The sequence below is a fragment of the Cryobacterium roopkundense genome (assembly GCF_014200405.1).
In the GTDB taxonomy this organism is placed as follows: Bacteria; Actinomycetota; Actinomycetes; order Actinomycetales; family Microbacteriaceae; genus Cryobacterium; species Cryobacterium roopkundense.
Window position 1 is genome coordinate 4,312,667 of record NZ_JACHBQ010000001.1, and the last position, 18,773, is coordinate 4,331,439.

Genomic DNA, 18,773 nt, shown 5'->3' on the forward strand with positions numbered 1-18,773 from the left:
ATCAGCCAGTGTGCCACCGGCCCTTGTGCGTATACCCCGGGTGGGGAGCGGATGCTCAGGGGCGCGACCTGGGAAGGCCGCGCTCCGGGGGTGCCGCGGAGCCGCCGTAAGACCCGCTCTCACGGGGAAAAACGCGAGAGCGGGCAGCGGGCGGGGTCGTCTGTTAGGCGCGTAACCAGACGGTGGTGTCGCCGGGGAGGGTGCGCCCCGTGAGCGGTTCGCTCGCCAGGAGCACATCGCCGACGGGCAAGGCGACAGAGGTTTCGCCGGTGTTGGCGATCACCGTCACATCGCCGGAGCGGAACGCGACGACCTCCGGCGGGAAGCCGGGAAGCCAGTCGACCGTTCCGAGTCCGAGCGCGAACTGCCGACGCAGGCCCAGTGCAAGCGTATACAGCTCGAGAGTGGATCCCGCCACGCCCATCTGCTGGTCGCGGGCGAGCCCGGCCCATTCGATGGGTTGCGGCAGCCAGCTTGATGCGGAGGGACCGAAGCCGTAGGAGGGTGCGGCGGCTTCCCACGGGAGCGGAACGCGGCAGCCGTCTCGGCCGTAGCGCTCACCCTTGGTGCGGAACCATGTGGGGTCTTCGCGGGCTGAGTCGGGAAGGTCGATGACTTCGGGCAGGCCGAGTTCCTCGCCTTGGTACAGGTAGCTCGACCCGGGGAGTGCGAGCATCAGGCTTGAGGCGGCCCGGGCGCGGCGCAGGCCCACGACAGTGTCGGGAAGACCCTCGGTCTTCGGGCCGATGCCGTGGCCCTGCAGGTTCTCGGCACCGAGTGCGAGCCGGGAGGCGTGTCGAACGACGTCGTGGTTGGAGAGTACCCAGGTGCTGGGGGCTCCGACTCCGCTGAACGCGGCGAGTGAGTCGTCGATGACGCGGCGCAGCTTCGGCGCGTTCCACGGGGTCTCGAGGTAGGCGAAGTTGAACGCCTGGTGCATCTCGTCGGGGCGAACCCACTTGGCCACCTCGGTGAGCGGGTCGACCCACGCTTCCGCGGCGAGCACCCGGTCACCGGGGTATTCGGCGAGCACTGCGTGCCAGTCGCGGTAGATCTCGTGAACGCCGTCCTGCGCCCAGAAGGGCGGCGTGGCTGCGGGTTCCGCGCTGATGTCCGGCTCGAGGGTGGCCGAGCCCCCACCCATGCTGCCGCCGTCTGCCGGCGGAGTGTAGTCAGGGAGGCCCGCGGCCTTGATCATGCCGTGGGCGACGTCTACACGGAAACCATCGACGCCGCGGTCGAGCCAGAAGCGCAGCACCGAGCGAAATTGATCGCGTACCCAGGGGTTTTCCCAGTCGAGGTCGGGCTGGGTGCTGTCGAAGAGGTGCAGATACCACTGGCCGGGAGTGCCATCGGCCTCGGTGACGCGGGTCCAGGCGCGGCCGCCGAAGACTGAATTCCAGTTGTTCGGCGGTAGTTCGCCGGTGGCGCCCTTGCCGTCACGGAACATGTAGCGTGCGCGCTCGACGCTTCCGGGTGCGGTCTGCAGCGCTTCCTGAAACCACGCGTGGTCGCTTGAGGAATGGTTGGGAACGATGTCGATGATGACGCGGATGCCGAGGTCGTGAGCCGCGGTTTGCATGGCGTCGAAGTCCTCGAGGGTTCCGAAGAGCGGGTCCACGTCGCAGTAGTCGGCCACGTCGTAGCCGGCATCGCGCTGGGGCGAAGTGTAAAACGGCGATAGCCAGACGGCATCGACGCCGAGGTCGCGCAGCTGCGGCAGGCGCGACTGGATTCCGGCGAGGTCGCCCATGCCGTCACCGTTGGCGTCGGCGAACGACCTCGGGTAGATCTGATAAATAACTGCCGTGCGCCACCACTCTGTACCTGTGCCTGTCATTGCTTCATGCTATGTCATTCGGCACCGCGTGCAAGCGTTTGCACGCAGACCTGATGCTATTGGTAACGAACCGGTGTCGATTGTTCTCTGCGTGGTCCTGACAGTGCATACTCGGGCTATACCTGTAAACGCTTGCACAAACTGCAGCGTTCTCTACGAAAGGCAACACCAATGAAGGTGAACAAGAAGGGCCTGCTGGCGTTCAGCGCTGTGGCCGTGGCGACAACTCTCGCGCTGGCTGGCTGCTCCGGCGGCGATTCCGGCGTTCCGGCAGACGAAACCGCGAGTGCACTCACTGTCTGGGTCGATGCCGACCGTGCCGCCGTGCTCAAGGATGCCGCCGCGGAGTTCACGAAAGAGTCCGGCGTGAAGGTCAATCTTGTGCAGAAGGATTTCGCTGAGATCCAGGAGCAGTTTATCGCCCAGGTCCCGACCGGCAAGGGCCCCGACATCACCATCGCCGCCCACGACTGGCTCGGAAACTTCGTCAGCAACGGCGTCGTGCAGCCGGTCGAACTCGGCGACTCCGCTGCCGACTATCAGCAGGTGGCCGTCACCGCCATGAGCTACGAGGGTCAGGCCTACGGTGTTCCCTACGCGGTGGAGAACATCGCCCTGCTCCGTAACACGGCGCTCGCGCCCACTGCCCCGGCCACCTACGACGACATGATCGCCGCCGGAACCGCCGCCGGAACGGAATTCCCGTTTCTCGTGCAGGTCGGGCCGGAGTCGGACCCCTTCCACCTCTACCCCTTCCAGACTTCCTTCGGAGCTCCCGTCTTCGGTACGAACGCCGACGGCAGCTACAACGCGGATGACCTCGCCATTGGTAACGCGGGTGGAGAAGCCTACGCAGCCTGGCTCGCCCAGGAGGGCGCAGCCGGGCACCTCAGCGTGAACGTTACTGGCGACATCGCCAAGGAGAAGTTCAACGCCGGTGCGTCGCCCTTCTTCGTGACCGGTCCGTGGAACGTTCCCGACGCGGAAGCCGCCGGCATCGACCTCGCGATCGATCCGATCCCGTCGGCCGGTGGGGAAGCTGCGCAGCCGTTCGTCGGCGTGCAGGGTTTCATGGTGAGCGCCAAGACCACCAACGCCCTCGCAGCCAATGAGTTTCTCGTGAACTACATCGGGTCCGAAAAGGTGCAGACCGCTCTCTACGAGGTCGGTGGACGCGCCCCGGCGCTCACCTCCGCCTTCGAGGCTGCGTCGGCCGACCCGATCACCGCCGGCTTCGGCGCCGTCGCGGCTTCCGCAGTGCCCATGCCGAACATCCCGCAGATGGGCAAGGTCTGGCAGTTCTGGGGCGTCACAGAGGCGGCCATCATCACGGGCGGCGGCGACCCGACGACGCTGTGGCAGACAATGACGGCCGATATTCAGGCCGCCATTCAGTAGCACGTCGAATCGCCCCGGCCCGCGCACATGCGGGTCGGGGCGATTCGCGCCCGGCTTCACCCGCCGGGCACGCACAACCCGCATCGCAGACCGGCACCAGAAAGCAGACCAGCATGACCAGAACACAGACCCTGCGCGATGACGCGCAGGTCAAGAAGGCCAAGCAGTCCCGGCGCGCCGGACGCATCGCCGATGCGGCATCCGTTGGGGTGAAGGTCTTGCTGCTCAAGATTCTGCTGCTGGGAGTCGTCGACGCAATCAGCCTCTACGCCCTCTTCGTGCTCGGCCTGAACCGTGACTGGCTCGTGTTCGGCCTCGTGCTCGCAGTCGCACTCGCTGTCAACTGGGTCTACTTTCGGCGCGGCGGCCTGCCAGCCAAGTACCTGACACCCGGCCTGATCTTTCTCGCCATCTTCCAGATTTTCGTCATCGGCTACTCCGGGTATATCGCCTTCACCAACTACGGCACGGGTCACAACAGCACGAAGGATGACGCGGTGAACGCCCTCATCGTGGGCTCGCAGCAGCGCGTTCCCGATTCGCCCAGCTACGACCTGACGGTGCTCGAGCGCCTCGGCCAATACAGTTTCCTCGTCACAGACCCAGACGGCACTGCGAGCGTGGGTGACGAGCTCACGCCGCTGCGCGAGGTCAACAACGCCGAAACGGATGCCGCCGGTCAGGCCGTCGCCCTCCCCGGCTACACGACCCTCGGCTTCAGCGACATCGTGGCGAACCAGCAGGCGATTGCGGCCCTGTCGGTGCCCACCTCCGACGATCCCAACGACGGCACGCTTCGTACGCCAGACGGTTCGAGCGCCTATCTCTACCTGTCCGACCTCCTCTATGACGAGGCGGCGGACACCATGACAGACACGACCAAGAATCTGGTCTACTCAGCAGACGAAAGCACCGGCGCCTTCGTCGCCTCCGACGGTTCGCAGCTCCTTCCGGGGTGGAAGGTCGAGATCGGCTTTGACAACTTCACCAAGGCCTTCACGACGGAGTCGATTCGCGGCCCGCTGATCAGCGTCACCATCTGGACCTTCGCCTTTGCCTTCCTCTCGGTGGGCACGGCCTTCGGGCTCGGTTTGTTCCTCGCGATCGTGTTCAATGACATGCGCATGCGCGGGCGCAATGTGTACCGCGTCATCCTGATTTTGCCCTATGCTTTTCCCGGTTTTCTGTCGGCGCTCGTCTGGGCCGGCATGCTCAACCCCCAATTCGGCTTTGTGAATCAGGTCTTGTTCGGGGGCGCAGACATCCCGTGGCTCACCAACGAATGGCTGGCCAAGTTCAGCATCATCTTCGTGAACCTCTGGTTGACCTTCCCCTATATGTTCCTCGTCACGACGGGGGCCCTGCAGTCCATTCCCGAGGAGCTGCAGGAGGCCGCGAAGGTCGACGGTGCCAAACCCTGGGCGATCTTCCGCCTGATCAAGCTCCCGCTGCTGTTGGTCTCGGTGGCACCCCTCCTGATCGCGTCCTTCGCCTTCGCGTTCAACAACTTCAACCTCGTGTTCATGCTCACCAACGGTGGGCCTCGTGATGTCACGGCCGGCGTGAATGTGGGCGCCACCGATATCCTCATCACGATGGTTTACAAGGTGGCCTTCGTGGGAGCCAACCGGGATTACGGCCTCGCTAGCGCGTTCTCAATCATCATCTTCCTGCTGGTGGCGCTCGTCTCCATCATCAGCTTCAAACAGACCAAGGCGCTAGAGGAGTTGAACTGACATGAGCACCGCTGCCTCGCACTCCGCCCCGACAGACACGGCCCGTCGATACATCCCCACGAAGCGACCCTTCAACTTCACGCGCTGGTTCAAGGCAACCGGATGGCGCCACCTCGTTGGTGTGATCATGGCCGTTTTCGCCGCCTTCCCGCTGCTCTATGTGCTCTCGGCATCGCTGCACCCCGGCGGCACCTTGATCACAGCGAACGGGCTCTTCAACCAGATCGACATCGGAAGCTACGTGACGCTGTTCAACCTGCCGCAGCAGCCGTACGCCGACTGGTACGCGAACACCCTAATCATCGGCACCGTCACGTCGGTCTGCACAGTGTTCCTCGGTGCCCTCGCAGCATATTCTTTTTCGCGTATGCGATTCGTGGGGCGCCGCACCGGGCTCCTCACACTGCTGCTCGTGCAGATGTTCCCCCAGCTCCTTGCTGTCGTGGCGATCTTCCTGCTGCTCAACGGGATCAGCGACGTCTTCCCGCTCATCGGGCTCGACTCGCAGATCGGCCTGATCATGGTCTACCTCGGGGGTGCCCTGGGCGTGAACACCTACCTTATGTACGGATTCTTCAACACGATCCCCGCCTCGATCGATGAGGCAGCGAAGATCGACGGCGCGGGGCACGCTCGCATCTTCTTCACGATCATCTTGCGGCTCGTGTCGCCCATCCTCGCCGTGGTGGGCCTGCTCTCGTTCGTGGGCACCACTAATGAATTCGTGATCGCGAGCGTGGTGCTCATCTCACCCGAGAAGCAGACCCTTGCTGTGGGGCTGTATCAATTCGTTTCGCAAGAATTCTCCACCAACTACTCTGTCTTTGCAGCCGGAGCAGTGCTTGCCGCCCTGCCGGTGATGGCGCTGTTCCTCTGGTTGCAGAAGTACATCGTGAGCGGACTCACGGCAGGATCCGTGAAGTAGAGGCTCAGCGTCCGGCGGCGGCTGCTGTGATGGCTTCGACGGCCAGGGCGGTGGCGTCGAGTCGCCCGTAGCTCTGGGCGAGCTCGCGGGCGCGGTACCAGTAGCGTGGGTCGGTGAGCACAGTGTCCACGGCGTGAGCGATCTGCTTCGGCGAGGGGTGGTCGTTGGCGAGGGAGATGCCGACCCTGCTCCAGGCGACGCGCGCGTTAGCCTCCATCTTGTCCTCAGTTTGCCCGGCCACAACCAGTGGGACTCCGGCGGCAAGGGCCTGCTGCACGCCGCCGTACCCGCCGTTCGTGACCATGAGGTCTGCCTGGGGCAGCAGCTTGTCGAACGGAACGAAGCGCTCGAGCCTGAGGTTGGCGGGGCGACGGGACCGCGGGAGCACCAGCTCGGGGTCCGGTCCCCCCGTTGTTGCGACGATGAGTACGTCCTCCGTCGCGAGCGCCTGGATGGCGGGCAGCAGGAGCTTGCGCGGCTCGCGGGCGACGGAACCCTGGGTGACCACGATCACAGGCCGGCCCGATTCTCGGATTGCGGCTACGTCCGGCCACCAAGCGGGAGGCGTCCAGTTCGTCGTCGACGGTGGAATCAGCGCGCCGATGAACTGCACATGGCCTGGCAGATCGGACCGCGGGTATTCGAACTCGGGAATGGTCGCGGCGAGGTACCGTGTGGCCAACTCCACGTGCCAGTTCAGAAAGAAACTCGGGAGAGCCCGCAATCCGAGGCTCTGGCGCACCTCGTTTGCGGCTCTGTGCTCGTTCGCGAAGACGACACGCTGGACGGACGCGTTCAGCACTCGATTTCTCGCCTTCCCCGCCGCGGACGCAGACGGCGCATATCCCATGCCAAAGGGAGCGGTGTCAACGCTCGAGAGGGCGAGGGGGGTGGACGAAAAGGCCACGCTCGGAATCGAGCGTTTCTCGGCGAGAAACAGGCCGGCCACAAACCCGTGATCCACGACCACCACGTCCGGCTGGAAACGCTTGGCGATCTCGTCCAACTCGGCGAACCAGCCCGGTATCGGGATGAGGAATAGGTTGAGAAGCCCCCATCTGACCGCGTTCAGGCCGGGCTTTCTGGCCGCGGTGATGGCGAGCTGCTGCACGGCGTCGTCGTCGAGATCGACGCCGGGAGACATGGGCAGAAACGTGGCGCCGGTTTCCCTGATCATGTCGCCGTAGCCGGATCCGGTGTACCAGGACACCTCGTGACCGGCCGCGACCAGAGCGTGGGCGATACCGAGACCAGGGCGAACATGACCCGTCGTGGGCATCGTTCCCATCAAAATTCGTGCCACGTGCGCCCCCTGAATGCGTGTCAATCAAGCCCATGTTATCGCGGCGGTCACGGCGAGGTGCAAACAGGTGATAATCTGATCAGGTTGCCAAAATGCGGCGCAGCTTCTGCGGTTGAGAAGCTCTGCCCCCTTAGCTCATTGGTAGAGCACTTCCTTGGTAAGGAAGAGGTAGTGGGTCCGATTCCCACAGGGGGCTCAGGCTTGGAAGCGCTAGCAGCCGACAAGCCGTGGCGGGGTAGCTCAGTTGGTTAGAGCACACGGCTCATAATCGTGGTGTCGCGGGTTCAATTCCCGCTCCCGCTACAACAGCCCCGGATTTCTGCGGAAGTCCGGGGCTTTTTCTCTGTTGTAGCGGGCTCACCCCGCATGTTCACAGCACGAGGTCGTGAGTGAGTTCATCAGTCAGATTGTTCAGCCCCCCCAAGTCGAGTCTTCGTCTACGGCCATTCCTTCGGAAGCGTGGACAAGCCGTACTTCGATCACTTGGTGCGGAGGTTCAAAGATGTGCCTTGGATGGTGTGCGCATACTGAGTATTTGCTGCTTTGAGAGCCACCCGATCGTGCGGTTCAGAGCCACCGTTCGTGCGGGAGAGAGCCAGTGGTGGTGTGGCTGGGAGCCACTGGCTCTCTCCGCCGGATCTTTAGGCGCTGGTCAGGGCTGCTTGCTCCCTCATGTTGTAGGTGCCGGTCTCGACCCAGACGGTGTTGTGGATGATGCGGTCCATGATCGCGTCGGCGTGAACGCCGGACCCGAGACGGCTGTGCCAGTCCTTCTGCTGATACTGGGTGCAGAACACCGTCGAGCTCTCCCCGTAGCGGCGTTCCATCAGCTCGAGCAGCATGCCGCGCATCGATTCTGTCGGGCGATCAAGGAGCCACTCGTCGATGACGAGGAGGGTGAAGGAGGCATATTTCCGCAGGAACTTCGCGGCGCCGCCGGTGGTGTCTTGGGCAGCAACCCAGGCTTCCTCGAGGTCAGGCATACGGACGTAGTGGGCGCGAATGCGGTGTTCGCAGGCGCGTTTGGCGATCGCGCAGCCCAGATACGACTTCCCTGACCCGGTGAAACCCTGAAAGACAACGTTCTGCTGCCGGGTCACGAATGAGCACGTGCCGAGCTGGGTCAGGAGCTGCCGGTTCAGGCACCGCTCATCGAGCAGGTCGATGCGGCGCAGATCGGCGTTGGGATAACGGAGTCCGGCCCGCCGGATCAGCCCGGCGACTTTCGAGTGCGTGAAGGTGGAGTATGCGTCATCGACGACCAACCGGACCCGCTCTTCAAATGACAAGCTGATACTGAGGGTCTCGTCTTGGGTGTCGATCGCTTCCAGCAGCTCGCCGGCGTTCATCTCCCGAAGCTTGCGTTTAGTCTCCGTGTCGAGCCGGCTCATCGGGTGCCTCCGGCGTAGTAGGCGCTGCCACGGACGTAACCGCCGTCATCGGCTTCCGGCTCGTCGGGAACGTGCCCGGTCTTGTCTTGCCCGGTATCCAGGATCGGCCGCAGGTGCGCATACCGCGGCGATCGGATCGGGCCCCGCAACGCCAGTGCGCAGGCGGCCTCGACCCTGGTCGGGGAGAACCGGCGAGACAGACGTAACACCGCCAATGCCGGGTCGTAGCCCGTTTCCTCGATCGAGGCGGCTTCGAAGATCTTGCTGATCACCGTCACCGTGGCCGGTCCCATCCGGCCGGCCCACTCGTCGATTCGGGACCGGTCCCAGGCTTGGAAGCTGCGCCCTTCGGGCAGGTCCGCGTCGTTCGTCTGATATTGGTTCGTCGTGCTTGCCGGCAGCAGCAGGTGGCTCGTCAGGCGCTCGTCGTTCCGATAGACCTCCAGCATCGTGTCCGTGACGCGAAGGTCAACGTGGGCGCCGATGTGGCTGAAGGGCACGGTGGCGAGTGGCGCTTGATGGTAGCGGTAGTCCAGGCACCTGGTAGCGCAGTTCTGAAGAGCCGGTAGCGGCCCGGGTTTTGCGCCCGGGCCGCTTCGGTCACTCCCAGTAGGTCTCGTGGGCGCGGGCTTGGTCGTTGCGGTGCCGGCGCATGTCAATCTGGCCGAGGTTGATGATCCGGGCGTTGTTGGCGAGGCGGTTCACGATCGAGTCCGCGGCGACCCGGTCGGGCAGCTCGGCGACCCAGTGCTTTGGCCCGGTCTGCGAGGCGATCATCGTGGGTAGTCGGTGTTCCCTGTTCGCGAGGATCGCGAACAAGTCGCTGGCGGCGTCGCTGTCGATGCCGACTGTGAGGAAGTCGTCGATGATGAGCAGGTCGATGTTGGAGAGCTCGTTCAACAGCTTCTGATGGGCGATTCCGTCGCCGCGGGCGATGACAAGCCTTCGGGCGAGGTCGTCCATCCGGAAGTAGAGAACGGAGTGCTCACTCTGGCAGGCGCCGATGGCCAGCGCGCAGGCGAGGTAGGTCTTCCCGCCTCCGGTGGGCGAAATAATGAGGAGGTTCGTCGCATCGGAGCGCCAGTCATGGGCGGCATAGCGTCGCATTCTGACTGGGGTGATCCCGCGCCCGTCGCGGTAGTCGACCTCCGCGACCGTGGCCCCCGGGATCGGGAAAGCAGCTTGGCGGATGAGCTTGTCGACCTTGTTGATACGACGGGACTCCAACGCGTCGTCGACCGCGGTCAGGAACAGCTGCTCGGGGGTGAGGGTGTCGTTGCCTTCGTCTTGGATGAGTTCCTCCAGGCGCGTCGCGACGTGGGTCACGCGCAGGGCCCGGAACTTGTCGTAATCGATGCTGGTGAACATCACTTCCCCTCCTCGTCGCCTGCGTAGTGGGAGGCATCGCGGACGTAAACGTCCGAGATGGTGTCGCGGAACACGACCGTGTTGCTGCGTTTGCCTGTCGAGGCTGCCGGGGTCACCGGCCGGGGCTTCTTCGCGTCACTATCGATCGCCGCCATCAACCGTTTCAGCGTCGAATACGTCGGATGGGTGCCTCGGTTCACGAGTGCCTGGCAGGCCGCCTCCAGCCGTTCCCGGTTGTTCTTACCGAGCCCGTCGAGGATGTTCTGGCAGGCCAGGTAGCCCTGCGCCTCGATCACCTGGCTGTCGAGGATGTGCTCGATCACCGTGACGGTGGCCGGCCCAACGCTGCGCGCCCGGTCGATGAACCACCGCCTTGACCACAACCCGTCGATATCGCGGTGCTGCGGCGGGACGTGGTCCGGAAGAGTCGAGTACTGGCCTTTCCTCCCCGTCAGCCGAGGATGTTCGCAGATGCTCTCGTGCCCGTCGAAGACCGTCACCAGGGACGACGTCAGCCGAACCCGCAGCAGCTTGCCCGCCAACCCGAAGGGCACGGAATACCGTTGCGTGTCCGCGGTGACGTGGTAATTCCGGGCCGCCTTCAGCTCCTTCCACTGCACATCCTCGAACCCGGCATCGGGCAAAGGGCCGAGCAACTCGCGCTCCTCCATGTCGAAGCGTTCCCACCTGGTCGTGTCGTCGGCGCGGCGGATGTCATGGTTGATCTCACGCACGCGCTCTTCGATCGCCGTATTCAACTCGCTCAGCGTCGTGAAGACGTCGTCCTCGAGGTAGCCGATGACTCGTTTGTTGACCACGTTCACCGCGTTCTCCGCAGCCGCCTTATCGCGGGGTTTCTTCACTCGGGCCGGGACAATCGCGGTCTGGTAGTGATCCGCGAGCTGCTGATACCTCGCGTTGACGACCCGCTCCGCATCGCCCTTATGTGTCTGGTGAGTGGAGGTCGTCGGGTTGTCCGGCACGACGATCTGCGTCACGCCGCCGAAGAATGCGAACGCTCGAACGTGCGCATCGAGCCACGCCGGGGACTTCATATCCGCGTAAGCTCGGCAGAACAGAAGCCCTGAAAACGGCAACACCGCGACGAACAAGATCGCTCGGACCACCTCGCCGGTGATCGTGTCAACGATGTCCATCGTGTCGCCGGCCCAGTCGACCAGCATCGCCCGACCCGGCTCATGGCGCAGCACCGCGACGAGATCGTGGGTGCGGAGGTAGCCGGTGAACAGGGCGCAGAACTGCGAGTACCCGTACTTTTTCCCGGCGTCCTTGGCGTCGACGTACCGACGCCACGCCAGCAGCAACGTGAAGTGCCGGTTCGCCTTCATTGATGCCAGAACCCGAGACAAGTCGGGCTGGTCATACTCCGCCGACACTTTCCGGCGCCCGTCGGGGAACCATTCCGTCAGCTCGGCGTCGCTGACCGCGACCGCCGAGGTGACACCTCGTTCCTGGACCTCTTGCCGGACCCGGGCGACGTCGCGATGCGAGCACCCAGCGATCTCTACGACTTCGCGGTAGCTCCGCCCCTCGAGCAACAACCCCAATATTTTCCGATAATCCGCCATGACCCGCCCTTAACAATGGAACGACAACGCCTTGCGCGTTGTCCTTCCACAGCCCAGCAGTTCATTAGCGCCAGCGCTACCGTGTTCCCGGAATCCTGCTACCGAGTCGCTGGACTACCGCTACCTACAAGCGCTACTCGCCATCTTTGGTCTGCAGAGCACTTCAGGTGTGTAGAAGACGGTTCGGGATCGGTTGGCGAGGGCATAGTGCTTGGCGTCGTGGTCGCCGCGGGGGCCCCATTCATTAATGTATGGCTCGAGGGTGTCCCAGTTGGCGTAGCGACGGGCGGAGTTGGTTTTGCCGATGCCGGCATCTCCGTGGCAGATCCCGATTGTCTTCTCGGTGCGGACCGCGTTGGCGAACTCGATGAAACGTCGGTGTTCTTTGGTCACGATGAAGGCCTGGGTCATTGTTAGTCCTCTTCGTAGGTGCGTAGCTGGCGGCGGGGCGGTTTGGGCTCTGAGCTGCGAGGTTCTTCGCGGGCGGCGACGGCGGGGATACGTTCGTTGATGCTGTGGCGGAGTTCGCGTTTGCGGGCGCGACGGGCGGTTTCGATGTCGCGAAGGCTGAGCCGAATATTGGGGTGGGCTTCGTCGACGGCCACGCAGACAAAAGTGTCGCGGTCATAGACGCGAATTTCGGAGATGTCGCGGGGGTCGTACCGGATGGTGACGATGTGACCAACAAAAGGTGCCAACGTCGGGGCGAGATACCGCTGGCCTTGGAAGTGGATACCGTCACGCTGCACGACCCGGTTCTTCGGAACGGTGAGGAGTAGCCCGTCGAGCTCCTCGAGGCTGTCGGGCATCCGGGGAAGCCACCCGTCAGCAACCCAGGCGTCCCGAGGCGAGATGCCGAGTTCGCTGTGGGGCCTGTCGTTGTAGGTCGTGATGAACTCTCCTAGCGCGCGGTCCAGCGCTGGGAGGTCCAGAGTGGGGGTCGGCTTGCGGCTGCCGGGCCCGAGGTGTCCTGGAAGGGCTGCGAGCAGTTCAGTGTTAACGGTGCCGAAGAAGCGCTCGATCTTTCCGCGGCCTTGGGGCCGGGCGATGGTCGAGTGGATGATGCGGATGTGGAGCGCAACGGCGGTGCGTTCGAGGTGGTGGCTGGTGAAGTCGGATCCGTGGTCGACGTGCAGAATGTCGGGAATGCCACACATGGCCCACGCTGGGTCGGTTTTGCGCCAGATGGCCTGCCGCAACGCGAGGGCGGTATTGATCGCCGATGGCGCACCGCTGAATACGATGTAGCCGCAGATGGCCCGCGAGTGATCGTCCATCACTGTGGTCAGCCAGGGACGGTCTGGTTTCCCGTCGGCGCCGATGATGAGAATGTCGAGTTCGGTGTGATCGGACTGCCAAGTCTGATTGGGGCGGTCCGCGCGGCGACGAAATACGAGCTCGTGCCGGTCGCGGTACGCGGCCGGGCCCTCTAACGCGAGCGTGACCAAGGCGGGATCTAAGGCTTTGACGATTTCATAGACAGCGGCGTAGCTCGGCTCGGGCGCGTTCCGCTGGGTTGCGTCCGCGCGGGCAAGTCGGTGCAGCATCGCGATGCTGGGGCGAGGCCTTGTCAGCGCGAGATGTTCGATGAACGCGACCGTCTCGGCTGCCGTGCGTCGCGTGCCCGAGTCGGCGCGGGGGTGCGGATCCAGGGCCGAGATGCCCTGGGTCCGATAGAGGTGGTGCCAGCGTTGCAGCGTGCGCGCACTGATCCCGGTGTCACGGGCGAGGGCAGTGAGCGGGACTTGGTCTTCGACGTGCAGTCGAAGAACCCGCCACCGCTCGGTGCCATCCATGGGGCAGCTACATGGGGGTGCTCTCGCGGGCAGCGAGGGCTTGCTGGTGGCGGTAGAGCGTGGCTCGGCTCCACCCGACAAGACGCGCCGCGTCCCCGGCGGTGCGGCCCTTCGCGCGGGCTTCGGTGACGAGTTTGAGTTTGTCGGCGATCACGACCGGATCCGACAACGGCCGACCGAACCGGGTTCCGCCTTGCCTGGCCGCGGCGATGCCGGCGTTGACGCGTTCGACGATCAGCTCCCTCTCGTACTCGGCCAGAGTCGCGAGCATGTTCAGCATCAGCCGGCCTGACGTTGTCGCTGGATCAATGCCGTCGGAGATGCTTTTCAGGTGCACTTCGCGCTCCCGCAGCAACTTCACCGTGTTCAGAACGTCGATCAAGGATCGGCCGAGCCGATCCACTCGCCACACGACGACGGTGTCACCCGGCTCCACATAGGCGAGCAGTTTTTTCATTCCGGGGCGCTCGATCGCGGTCTTGCTCCCAGAAGTGACGTCGGCGAACACGTCGCGTTTTTGCACCCCGGCCAATACGAGAGCGTCGAGCTGGAGCTTCGCGTCTTGGCCTGAAGTGCTGACCCGTGTATACCCAAGATGTCTCACATAACCATTTTGCCTCAGAAAACCCCAGAGCGTACCCGCCAGAGACAATTCATGGCGAGACATGTTTCCAAGACACGTGGTGCCCCGGAATGACGCTAACTCGTTTCTTCGCCCGAAAGGCGAGATGGGTGCCTCGAAAAGCTGTACCTTTCCGAGACCCTTGGACCGATGCCGTATCAAGGTCACGTAGTGATTCCCGTGGCGCCCCGATTGCCGGCGGGACGCCCTGCGAATCCATAACGCCGGCTTGTATGGTTATGAGCATGCGACCAATCGAAACAGTTCACGCGGAACCGCGCGAATCCGTCGAATCACCCGACTATCGCGTGAACTTTTGGCAGCAATCCGGGGAGGCCTGGGCGCTGGACGCTTACGCGCTCACTGAAGTCGAGGACATCACGGAGGTGCTCCGATGGGTGGACGAGCACTCTTCTGGACGCCGTTTTGAGGTATTCGCCGAGATGGACGACGAACCGGAGCGCTCGTACCAAAGTCCGCGAAAGACTGGACTCATCCGCCTGCTCGGAACCAACCCCAATGTGGGTGTAACCGTTGAGATCGGACGCTTCGTCAAGATATGAGTGACTGCTATTCATTGTGACCTGACGACCGGCTACGCCTAACTTCGCCGGTAAAACCATCCGCCGCTCCAGGGAGCGCGCTGCGCCCGCCGAACACGTCCCAAACTCCCGGCGTCAGCAATAGATGACGGCAGGTGGCAGGCAATGAAAGAGGGGATAGAAGGTTATTTCCTCTATCCCCTCTCGCATCAGGGCGGCTACTTCCCTACAGCAGGAGAATTGTGTCCTTACTGGGTGAACGAGTTGCGATCAGTCTCGCCGTCAGCCGGCCAGATCGGAGCGGACGAAGGTGACCGTTGTGGTCTCGCTACTGGGCGATTCGCTGTTCCCGGCGATGCTTTGCGAGACTCCGCAAGCGACTCCCGTGTTGTTGCCGTATTTGCTGGAGGTAGCGGGGCCAACAAGCGTGTAGCCGGGAGGTGGACTAATTACACCCTGCGCCCAGCCCTGGAAATTGCCTGGTCCCTCGCTGCAAGAAACCGCTCTGTTGTTCTGGAGAGTTTTCTGGCCCGCGTTCGACTTCGACCCTGCACCCCACTGGGTGTAGTTGGGAGACACCCGGATCAACGAATAGTGCAACGTCAGGCTGCCCGCGGCCGCCGTGCAGGAGATCACGGCGACGCCGTTGATCGTGCCCGAGACATGCGTCGAGCCGTGCACATTCTGAACATTTAGATTGCATGAGATCGACGCCGCCAGAACACTTAGCCGAGCCTCGGAAGGCTGACGCCCGGTGGACGGAAGGATGGTCAACTGCGACTGTTCTGTATTGAACACCGTGCTTCCGTCGGCCTTGGTGACGCCGGTGGTCTCGGACGTTGACTCAGCTGCCCCGCCCCCGCTGTCGGCCGGCTGTTCGGCGGCCACGGCAGGCGCCGCGAATGTCAGGAGTGCGATCGTGAGCGCAGCGATGCGCATTCCCACTTTGTTTCGTGCTTTCATGATTCCCCACTTCGTGTCGCCTCCGTTGGCGGCTGCAAATGGAGGTTATCGGGGGGTGAGCCTCCGAGGTGAGGCCCCAAAACAGGGCGACGACTCCAGAACGAACTGCGCCGCGGGGACTCGTCTGTGCAGCACGTCTCGTCGGCTGGACCCGCGACGCTCTAACGTCACCTGCAAGCCCTCGCGATTCGGCAGAGCACAACCATGTCATTGAAGTCGCCGCGAGCATCCTCGTTTGCGACACCAAGCGATCAAAGAATGCCGCCACGGAGCGCTGAACTTCACAGCTTCTGGAGGATTCTTGACGTGCTCAATTGGGTACACCTCGATGGACATCAGGGAGAGGACTACGCCCGGAACTCAAGGTCGAGGGGAGCAATCGGGTGGCGGCCTGACGCCGACTGGATCACCGGAAACACAGCCATCGATTTCCAGACGAACGAGAAGATCGACGCGCCCTTTCTGCGTGAAACAGCTCTCTCAGCTGCTCCACGTCGAGCGCCGGTTGAATGCTAACAATGTCGCCGTTTGGTGCCCGCGTGGGTTGACGCTGGAGTCGTGGTCCGCTGGCTCCCTGATCGGATCCGACCCGAAGACGGCGCTGCCAGAGTTCCTGAGGCGTTTCCTGCGCTCCGTTCAATAGCCGCGCCCTCGCCCTCCGGACCTCGGATGCCCATCACGGGAGACCACTCTGCATTCTGTGCGGCGACGAGAGTTCGAGAGCAAGCCGATACGAGACCTACGGGCACACTGCAACACTCGAGATCGAAGAGATGTCCTCTCGTGGGATCTTGACGCTCAGCGAACCGACTGACAAGTGTGCAAATTCCTTGTCTAAGGCGATGTCAGCGGAGCAGTAACTTCCTTCTGAGACGGTATGTATGAGGACCCGGTCGCTAGTTGGAGCGGGTAGAGATAGTGCCAAGGCGACCAGAATAGAGCCGATAGCGAGGCCAGCGAGTGTCATGGACCACTGAATCAATCGAACGCCTAGCGTGACTTCTCGCTGCTCCCATCTTGCTAGTGACATCGGGTCATGTGTGGCTGCATTCGCCGGCCACCCAATTGAGGCGCGAACTGCAAACGCGACTGCCAAGAAGCCGGCAATAACCCCTGTGCCGAGAAGTATTAGAACGATCGTCCTGATGGGATCATCAAGATCCCCAAGAATGTCACGTCCTGCAGTAACGCCACCCAACAGCGCGATTCCAGCGGAAATCACACCGGCATTTCGCCACCCCGTAGCCGTATGCCGGAGCGCGGCGAGTTCGACTGATTTTACCTGGCGAGTGCGACGGGCCTCGATAACTTCCTCGGTAGTCGGGGCACGGGTCCCGCGGACGTTATTAGCTGGCTGGTTCATCGTCAACTTCAATCATTAGTGTCGTACCGCATCCAATCGGTCCGCTCTTCTGACCGGTGTGCTTATGGCCGCAGTTGCATTCCATGACTACGACCCAAACGGTGGGGCCGGAACCCCAACCTTGACCGATGACATCACTGGCTCCGACAGGGCGGGTGATCTTAGGCCAATTGACGGTCATGATGCCTCGGCAGGTCGGACAGATGCCGCTAACAGAGATGGACTCTTTGAGGCTGGCATCTGCGTGAATCGTCTCAAGAGTCTCTGGCAGACTTGCTGATTCGAGCGCTAAGGATTTCCAGTCCACTTGAAGGTGTCCCATGGGCATGGGCTACCGTGTGGCTCTCTGTCGAGTGCGACTGGTCAGACGAGCTTGAGCGAGACCATGCAGGTCGAGTTCGGGGCGCCCTTCGTCAACAAGCTCGATGGCAAGAGCGTAAGACTGTTGTGGGTGCTCTTGCAGTTGAGAAGCTGTCCATGGGCTTTTGTCATGCGAGACAACTAAGAAGTAATGTTCATCATCCTCGCGCCAAGTGTTGGTTGAAATATCGCGCCTAATAAGGGTGTTTGAACTGAGCGTGTTCACTCCTGGAATCGTCCGCGGACGTTTATTCTCATTCGGCATCTCATCGTAGGGAAGCTCTGGATTGCCTTCCCTCTCCGCAACCGTTGGCTGCTGTTCCCAAGTGCGCTTCACCTCGGTCAACGTCATATTGCGAACGAAGTCAAACTTCATGCGACCAGCAACATAGTTTCGACGGCTCCGCTTAACTGGTGGATCAAAAGATAGAACGATTCGAACCCTTCTTTCGGCTCCGCTCACCAACTGAGCGAACTCGCGAGGGATGGGGAGTTCATGAATCACCCGGGTGCCAATATCCATGAGGCCCTCGAACACAAGAATGGCTCTATTCTGCCCACTTTCGAGCACACGGTCAGCGTTCGGTATCCCGTACGCGAATTGTGTCGATGGCTCAAGATTCGGGACTCTCCCCGCCTCGAGAGGGGGCGCTGAGAGCGCAGTGATCGCCCGGAGCAAGTTGGGCCCTGCATCCGGATATCGGGTCGCAATCTTTGCCACTTCATGAGCAACAAATGGCGCAGCAAAACTCGTTCCTGTCGTCGCCGCGAACATGGGCGTATTTCTTCCCGTGAGAGTTATCACACCTAAGCTTGGGTCGTTTGAAACAGGCACCGAGAGGCTCGGCTTCCAGCCGAAATTCCCGCCAGGTGCGACGAGCTCGGGTTTTTGCGTCTTTCCGTCTCGATTGCCCCGGGTGGGCCCAGTTCGAGTGAACGGTGAGGGATGGCCCCTCGGCGCGATTCCCACGAGCGTCGTGTCGTAAGGAGCATCCCGAGCGGCGACCGCGCCTACCGTTATCGCTAGCGCGGCAGTCCCCGGCGCAGCGATTCTTGCGGACGGACTCTTGAGATAGTGAGGATAATCATCACGCCAGTGCTGCGTTCCGATCTCCCGTACGTTTCCAGCGCTGACAACGAGGACCATGCGGTACTCCCTGGCCAAACGGTCGAGGGTGACTGTCAGCTCAGTCGGCAGAGGGTCATCGTCCGCGTTGTCATACGCGAAGGCCACTACAGCGATTCGAGCGCCCTCTGAATGGAGCCATTGGAGCGCTTGCTCGACTTGGGCAACGACATTTCCGACGATTACACTTTGTCCGCTCCGATTCTCGCTAACGCGGGCGGACAGAATTGGGAAAGGCGCCGAGACTTGTTCCCCTTGCGATGCCCGATCCAGGGACCCGTAGGCGGCAATACTTGCGACTTGAGTCCCATGTGGAGTCGACGAGCCGAAGCCTGAATCCACCGGTTGGCCTCTGATGAATTCTTGATTTGGGCGCGATCCTTTTTCGGGGTTTTGGGCTCGGTCGAGCTGTGGGCCTTGATGCCTGGGTGTTCCACTGGGGTTCCTGGTT

General features: G+C 62.6%; 14 protein-coding genes, 2 tRNA genes and 1 pseudogene. 6 read left to right on the plus strand and 11 right to left on the minus strand.

The genetic code is table 11. From position 1 onward, the window contains the following. Positions 1 to 163 precede the first annotated feature (163 nt). Positions 164 to 1,840, minus strand: coding sequence for a glycoside hydrolase family 13 protein (locus tag BJ997_RS20075; RefSeq protein WP_035838203.1), 1,677 nt, complete (start codon positions 1,838 to 1,840; stop codon positions 164 to 166). Positions 1,841 to 2,011: 171 nt separating this feature from the next. Here BJ997_RS20075 and BJ997_RS20080 point away from each other — a divergent pair, with 171 nt between their 5' ends. The 3 genes from BJ997_RS20080 (at position 2,012) to BJ997_RS20090 (ending at position 5,899) form a co-directional block, all read left to right on the plus strand. Further along, positions 2,012 to 3,238 (plus strand): sugar ABC transporter substrate-binding protein, encoded by a 1,227-nt coding sequence (locus BJ997_RS20080; protein WP_035838201.1) that lies wholly within the window; start codon positions 2,012 to 2,014, stop codon positions 3,236 to 3,238. A gap of 113 nt (positions 3,239 to 3,351) precedes the next feature. Continuing rightward, on the plus strand, positions 3,352 to 4,974 hold the full coding sequence (locus tag BJ997_RS20085) for an ABC transporter permease subunit (protein ID WP_035838199.1): 1,623 nt from the start codon (positions 3,352 to 3,354) through the stop codon (positions 4,972 to 4,974). A gap of 1 nt (position 4,975) precedes the next feature. Beyond that, positions 4,976 to 5,899: a sugar ABC transporter permease gene (locus BJ997_RS20090; RefSeq protein WP_183323707.1), complete on the plus strand. Its 924-nt coding sequence runs from the start codon at positions 4,976 to 4,978 to the stop codon at positions 5,897 to 5,899. A gap of 4 nt (positions 5,900 to 5,903) precedes the next feature. Here BJ997_RS20090 and BJ997_RS20095 read toward each other — a convergent pair whose 3' ends face one another. Next, on the minus strand, positions 5,904 to 7,202 hold the full coding sequence (locus BJ997_RS20095) for a nucleotide disphospho-sugar-binding domain-containing protein (protein ID WP_183323709.1): 1,299 nt from the start codon (positions 7,200 to 7,202) through the stop codon (positions 5,904 to 5,906). Between the two features lie 124 nt (positions 7,203 to 7,326). Between BJ997_RS20095 and BJ997_RS20100 the strand changes: the two genes are divergently transcribed. Further along, positions 7,327 to 7,398 (plus strand) — tRNA-Thr (locus tag BJ997_RS20100). Between the two features lie 33 nt (positions 7,399 to 7,431). Then, a tRNA-Met gene (locus BJ997_RS20105) sits at positions 7,432 to 7,505 on the plus strand. Positions 7,506 to 7,843: 338 nt separating this feature from the next. Here the strand turns inward: BJ997_RS20105 and BJ997_RS20110 are convergent. From BJ997_RS20110 to BJ997_RS20140, 7 genes and pseudogenes are all read right to left on the minus strand, one after another. Beyond that, positions 7,844 to 8,593, minus strand: a complete 750-nt coding sequence (locus BJ997_RS20110) for an ATP-binding protein (protein ID WP_183323711.1) — start codon at positions 8,591 to 8,593, stop codon at positions 7,844 to 7,846. Next, positions 8,590 to 9,093, minus strand: a complete 504-nt coding sequence (locus tag BJ997_RS20115) for a hypothetical protein (RefSeq protein ID WP_183323713.1) — start codon at positions 9,091 to 9,093, stop codon at positions 8,590 to 8,592. The genes BJ997_RS20110 and BJ997_RS20115 overlap by 4 nt, the downstream gene beginning before the upstream one ends. A 100-nt stretch (positions 9,094 to 9,193) precedes the next feature. Further along, positions 9,194 to 9,961 (minus strand): ATP-binding protein, encoded by a 768-nt coding sequence (locus BJ997_RS20120; RefSeq protein WP_035840905.1) that lies wholly within the window; start codon positions 9,959 to 9,961, stop codon positions 9,194 to 9,196. Then, positions 9,961 to 11,550, minus strand: coding sequence for an IS21 family transposase (gene istA, locus BJ997_RS20125; RefSeq protein WP_035840902.1), 1,590 nt, complete (start codon positions 11,548 to 11,550; stop codon positions 9,961 to 9,963). Before istA ends, BJ997_RS20120 begins: the two co-directional genes overlap by 1 nt. Positions 11,551 to 11,694: 144 nt before the next feature. Further along, positions 11,695 to 11,961 (minus strand): annotated as a pseudogene (locus BJ997_RS20130) (AAA family ATPase); the annotation flags it as partial. A 2-nt stretch (positions 11,962 to 11,963) separates the two neighbouring features. After that, positions 11,964 to 13,346 (minus strand): Mu transposase C-terminal domain-containing protein, encoded by a 1,383-nt coding sequence (locus tag BJ997_RS20135; RefSeq protein ID WP_035840285.1) that lies wholly within the window; start codon positions 13,344 to 13,346, stop codon positions 11,964 to 11,966. A 7-nt stretch (positions 13,347 to 13,353) separates the two neighbouring features. Then, a complete protein-coding gene (locus BJ997_RS20140) occupies positions 13,354 to 13,950 on the minus strand; it encodes a recombinase family protein (protein WP_035840286.1) in 597 nt (198 codons plus the stop codon). Positions 13,951 to 14,213: 263 nt separating this feature from the next. Between BJ997_RS20140 and BJ997_RS20145 the strand changes: the two genes are divergently transcribed. Next, positions 14,214 to 14,531: a hypothetical protein gene (locus BJ997_RS20145; RefSeq protein WP_052542755.1), complete on the plus strand. Its 318-nt coding sequence runs from the start codon at positions 14,214 to 14,216 to the stop codon at positions 14,529 to 14,531. Positions 14,532 to 14,792: 261 nt separating this feature from the next. On the opposite strand, the gene BJ997_RS20150 is transcribed toward BJ997_RS20145, so the two are convergent. Together BJ997_RS20150 and BJ997_RS20155 are read right to left on the minus strand one after the other, a co-directional pair. Further along, positions 14,793 to 15,449, minus strand: coding sequence for a hypothetical protein (locus BJ997_RS20150; RefSeq protein WP_035840288.1), 657 nt, complete (start codon positions 15,447 to 15,449; stop codon positions 14,793 to 14,795). 1,718 nt (positions 15,450 to 17,167) lie between these two features. Beyond that, positions 17,168 to 18,664 carry a S8 family serine peptidase gene (locus BJ997_RS20155; protein ID WP_183323715.1) on the minus strand — a complete coding sequence of 499 codons (1,497 nt, stop codon included), beginning with the start codon at positions 18,662 to 18,664 and terminating at the stop codon, positions 17,168 to 17,170. Positions 18,665 to 18,773: the final 109 nt, after the last annotated feature.

Bases quoted from the DNA above. Each gene is read 5' to 3' on its own strand.
- BJ997_RS20080 (WP_035838201.1), top strand. From the start codon at position 2,012: ATGAAGGTGAACAAGAAGGGCCTGCTGGCGTTCAGCGCTGTGGCCGTG.
- BJ997_RS20110 (WP_183323711.1), bottom strand. From the start codon at position 8,593: ATGAGCCGGCTCGACACGGAGACTAAACGCAAGCTTCGGGAGATGAAC.
- BJ997_RS20150 (WP_035840288.1), bottom strand. From the start codon at position 15,449: ATGCGCATCGCTGCGCTCACGATCGCACTCCTGACATTCGCGGCGCCT.
- istA (WP_035840902.1), bottom strand. From the start codon at position 11,550: ATGGCGGATTATCGGAAAATATTGGGGTTGTTGCTCGAGGGGCGGAGC.
- BJ997_RS20145 (WP_052542755.1), top strand. From the start codon at position 14,214: ATGCGACCAATCGAAACAGTTCACGCGGAACCGCGCGAATCCGTCGAA.
- BJ997_RS20085 (WP_035838199.1), top strand. From the start codon at position 3,352: ATGACCAGAACACAGACCCTGCGCGATGACGCGCAGGTCAAGAAGGCC.
- BJ997_RS20090 (WP_183323707.1), top strand. From the start codon at position 4,976: ATGAGCACCGCTGCCTCGCACTCCGCCCCGACAGACACGGCCCGTCGA.
- BJ997_RS20120 (WP_035840905.1), bottom strand. From the start codon at position 9,961: ATGTTCACCAGCATCGATTACGACAAGTTCCGGGCCCTGCGCGTGACC.
- BJ997_RS20135 (WP_035840285.1), bottom strand. From the start codon at position 13,346: ATGGATGGCACCGAGCGGTGGCGGGTTCTTCGACTGCACGTCGAAGAC.
- BJ997_RS20075 (WP_035838203.1), bottom strand. From the start codon at position 1,840: ATGACAGGCACAGGTACAGAGTGGTGGCGCACGGCAGTTATTTATCAG.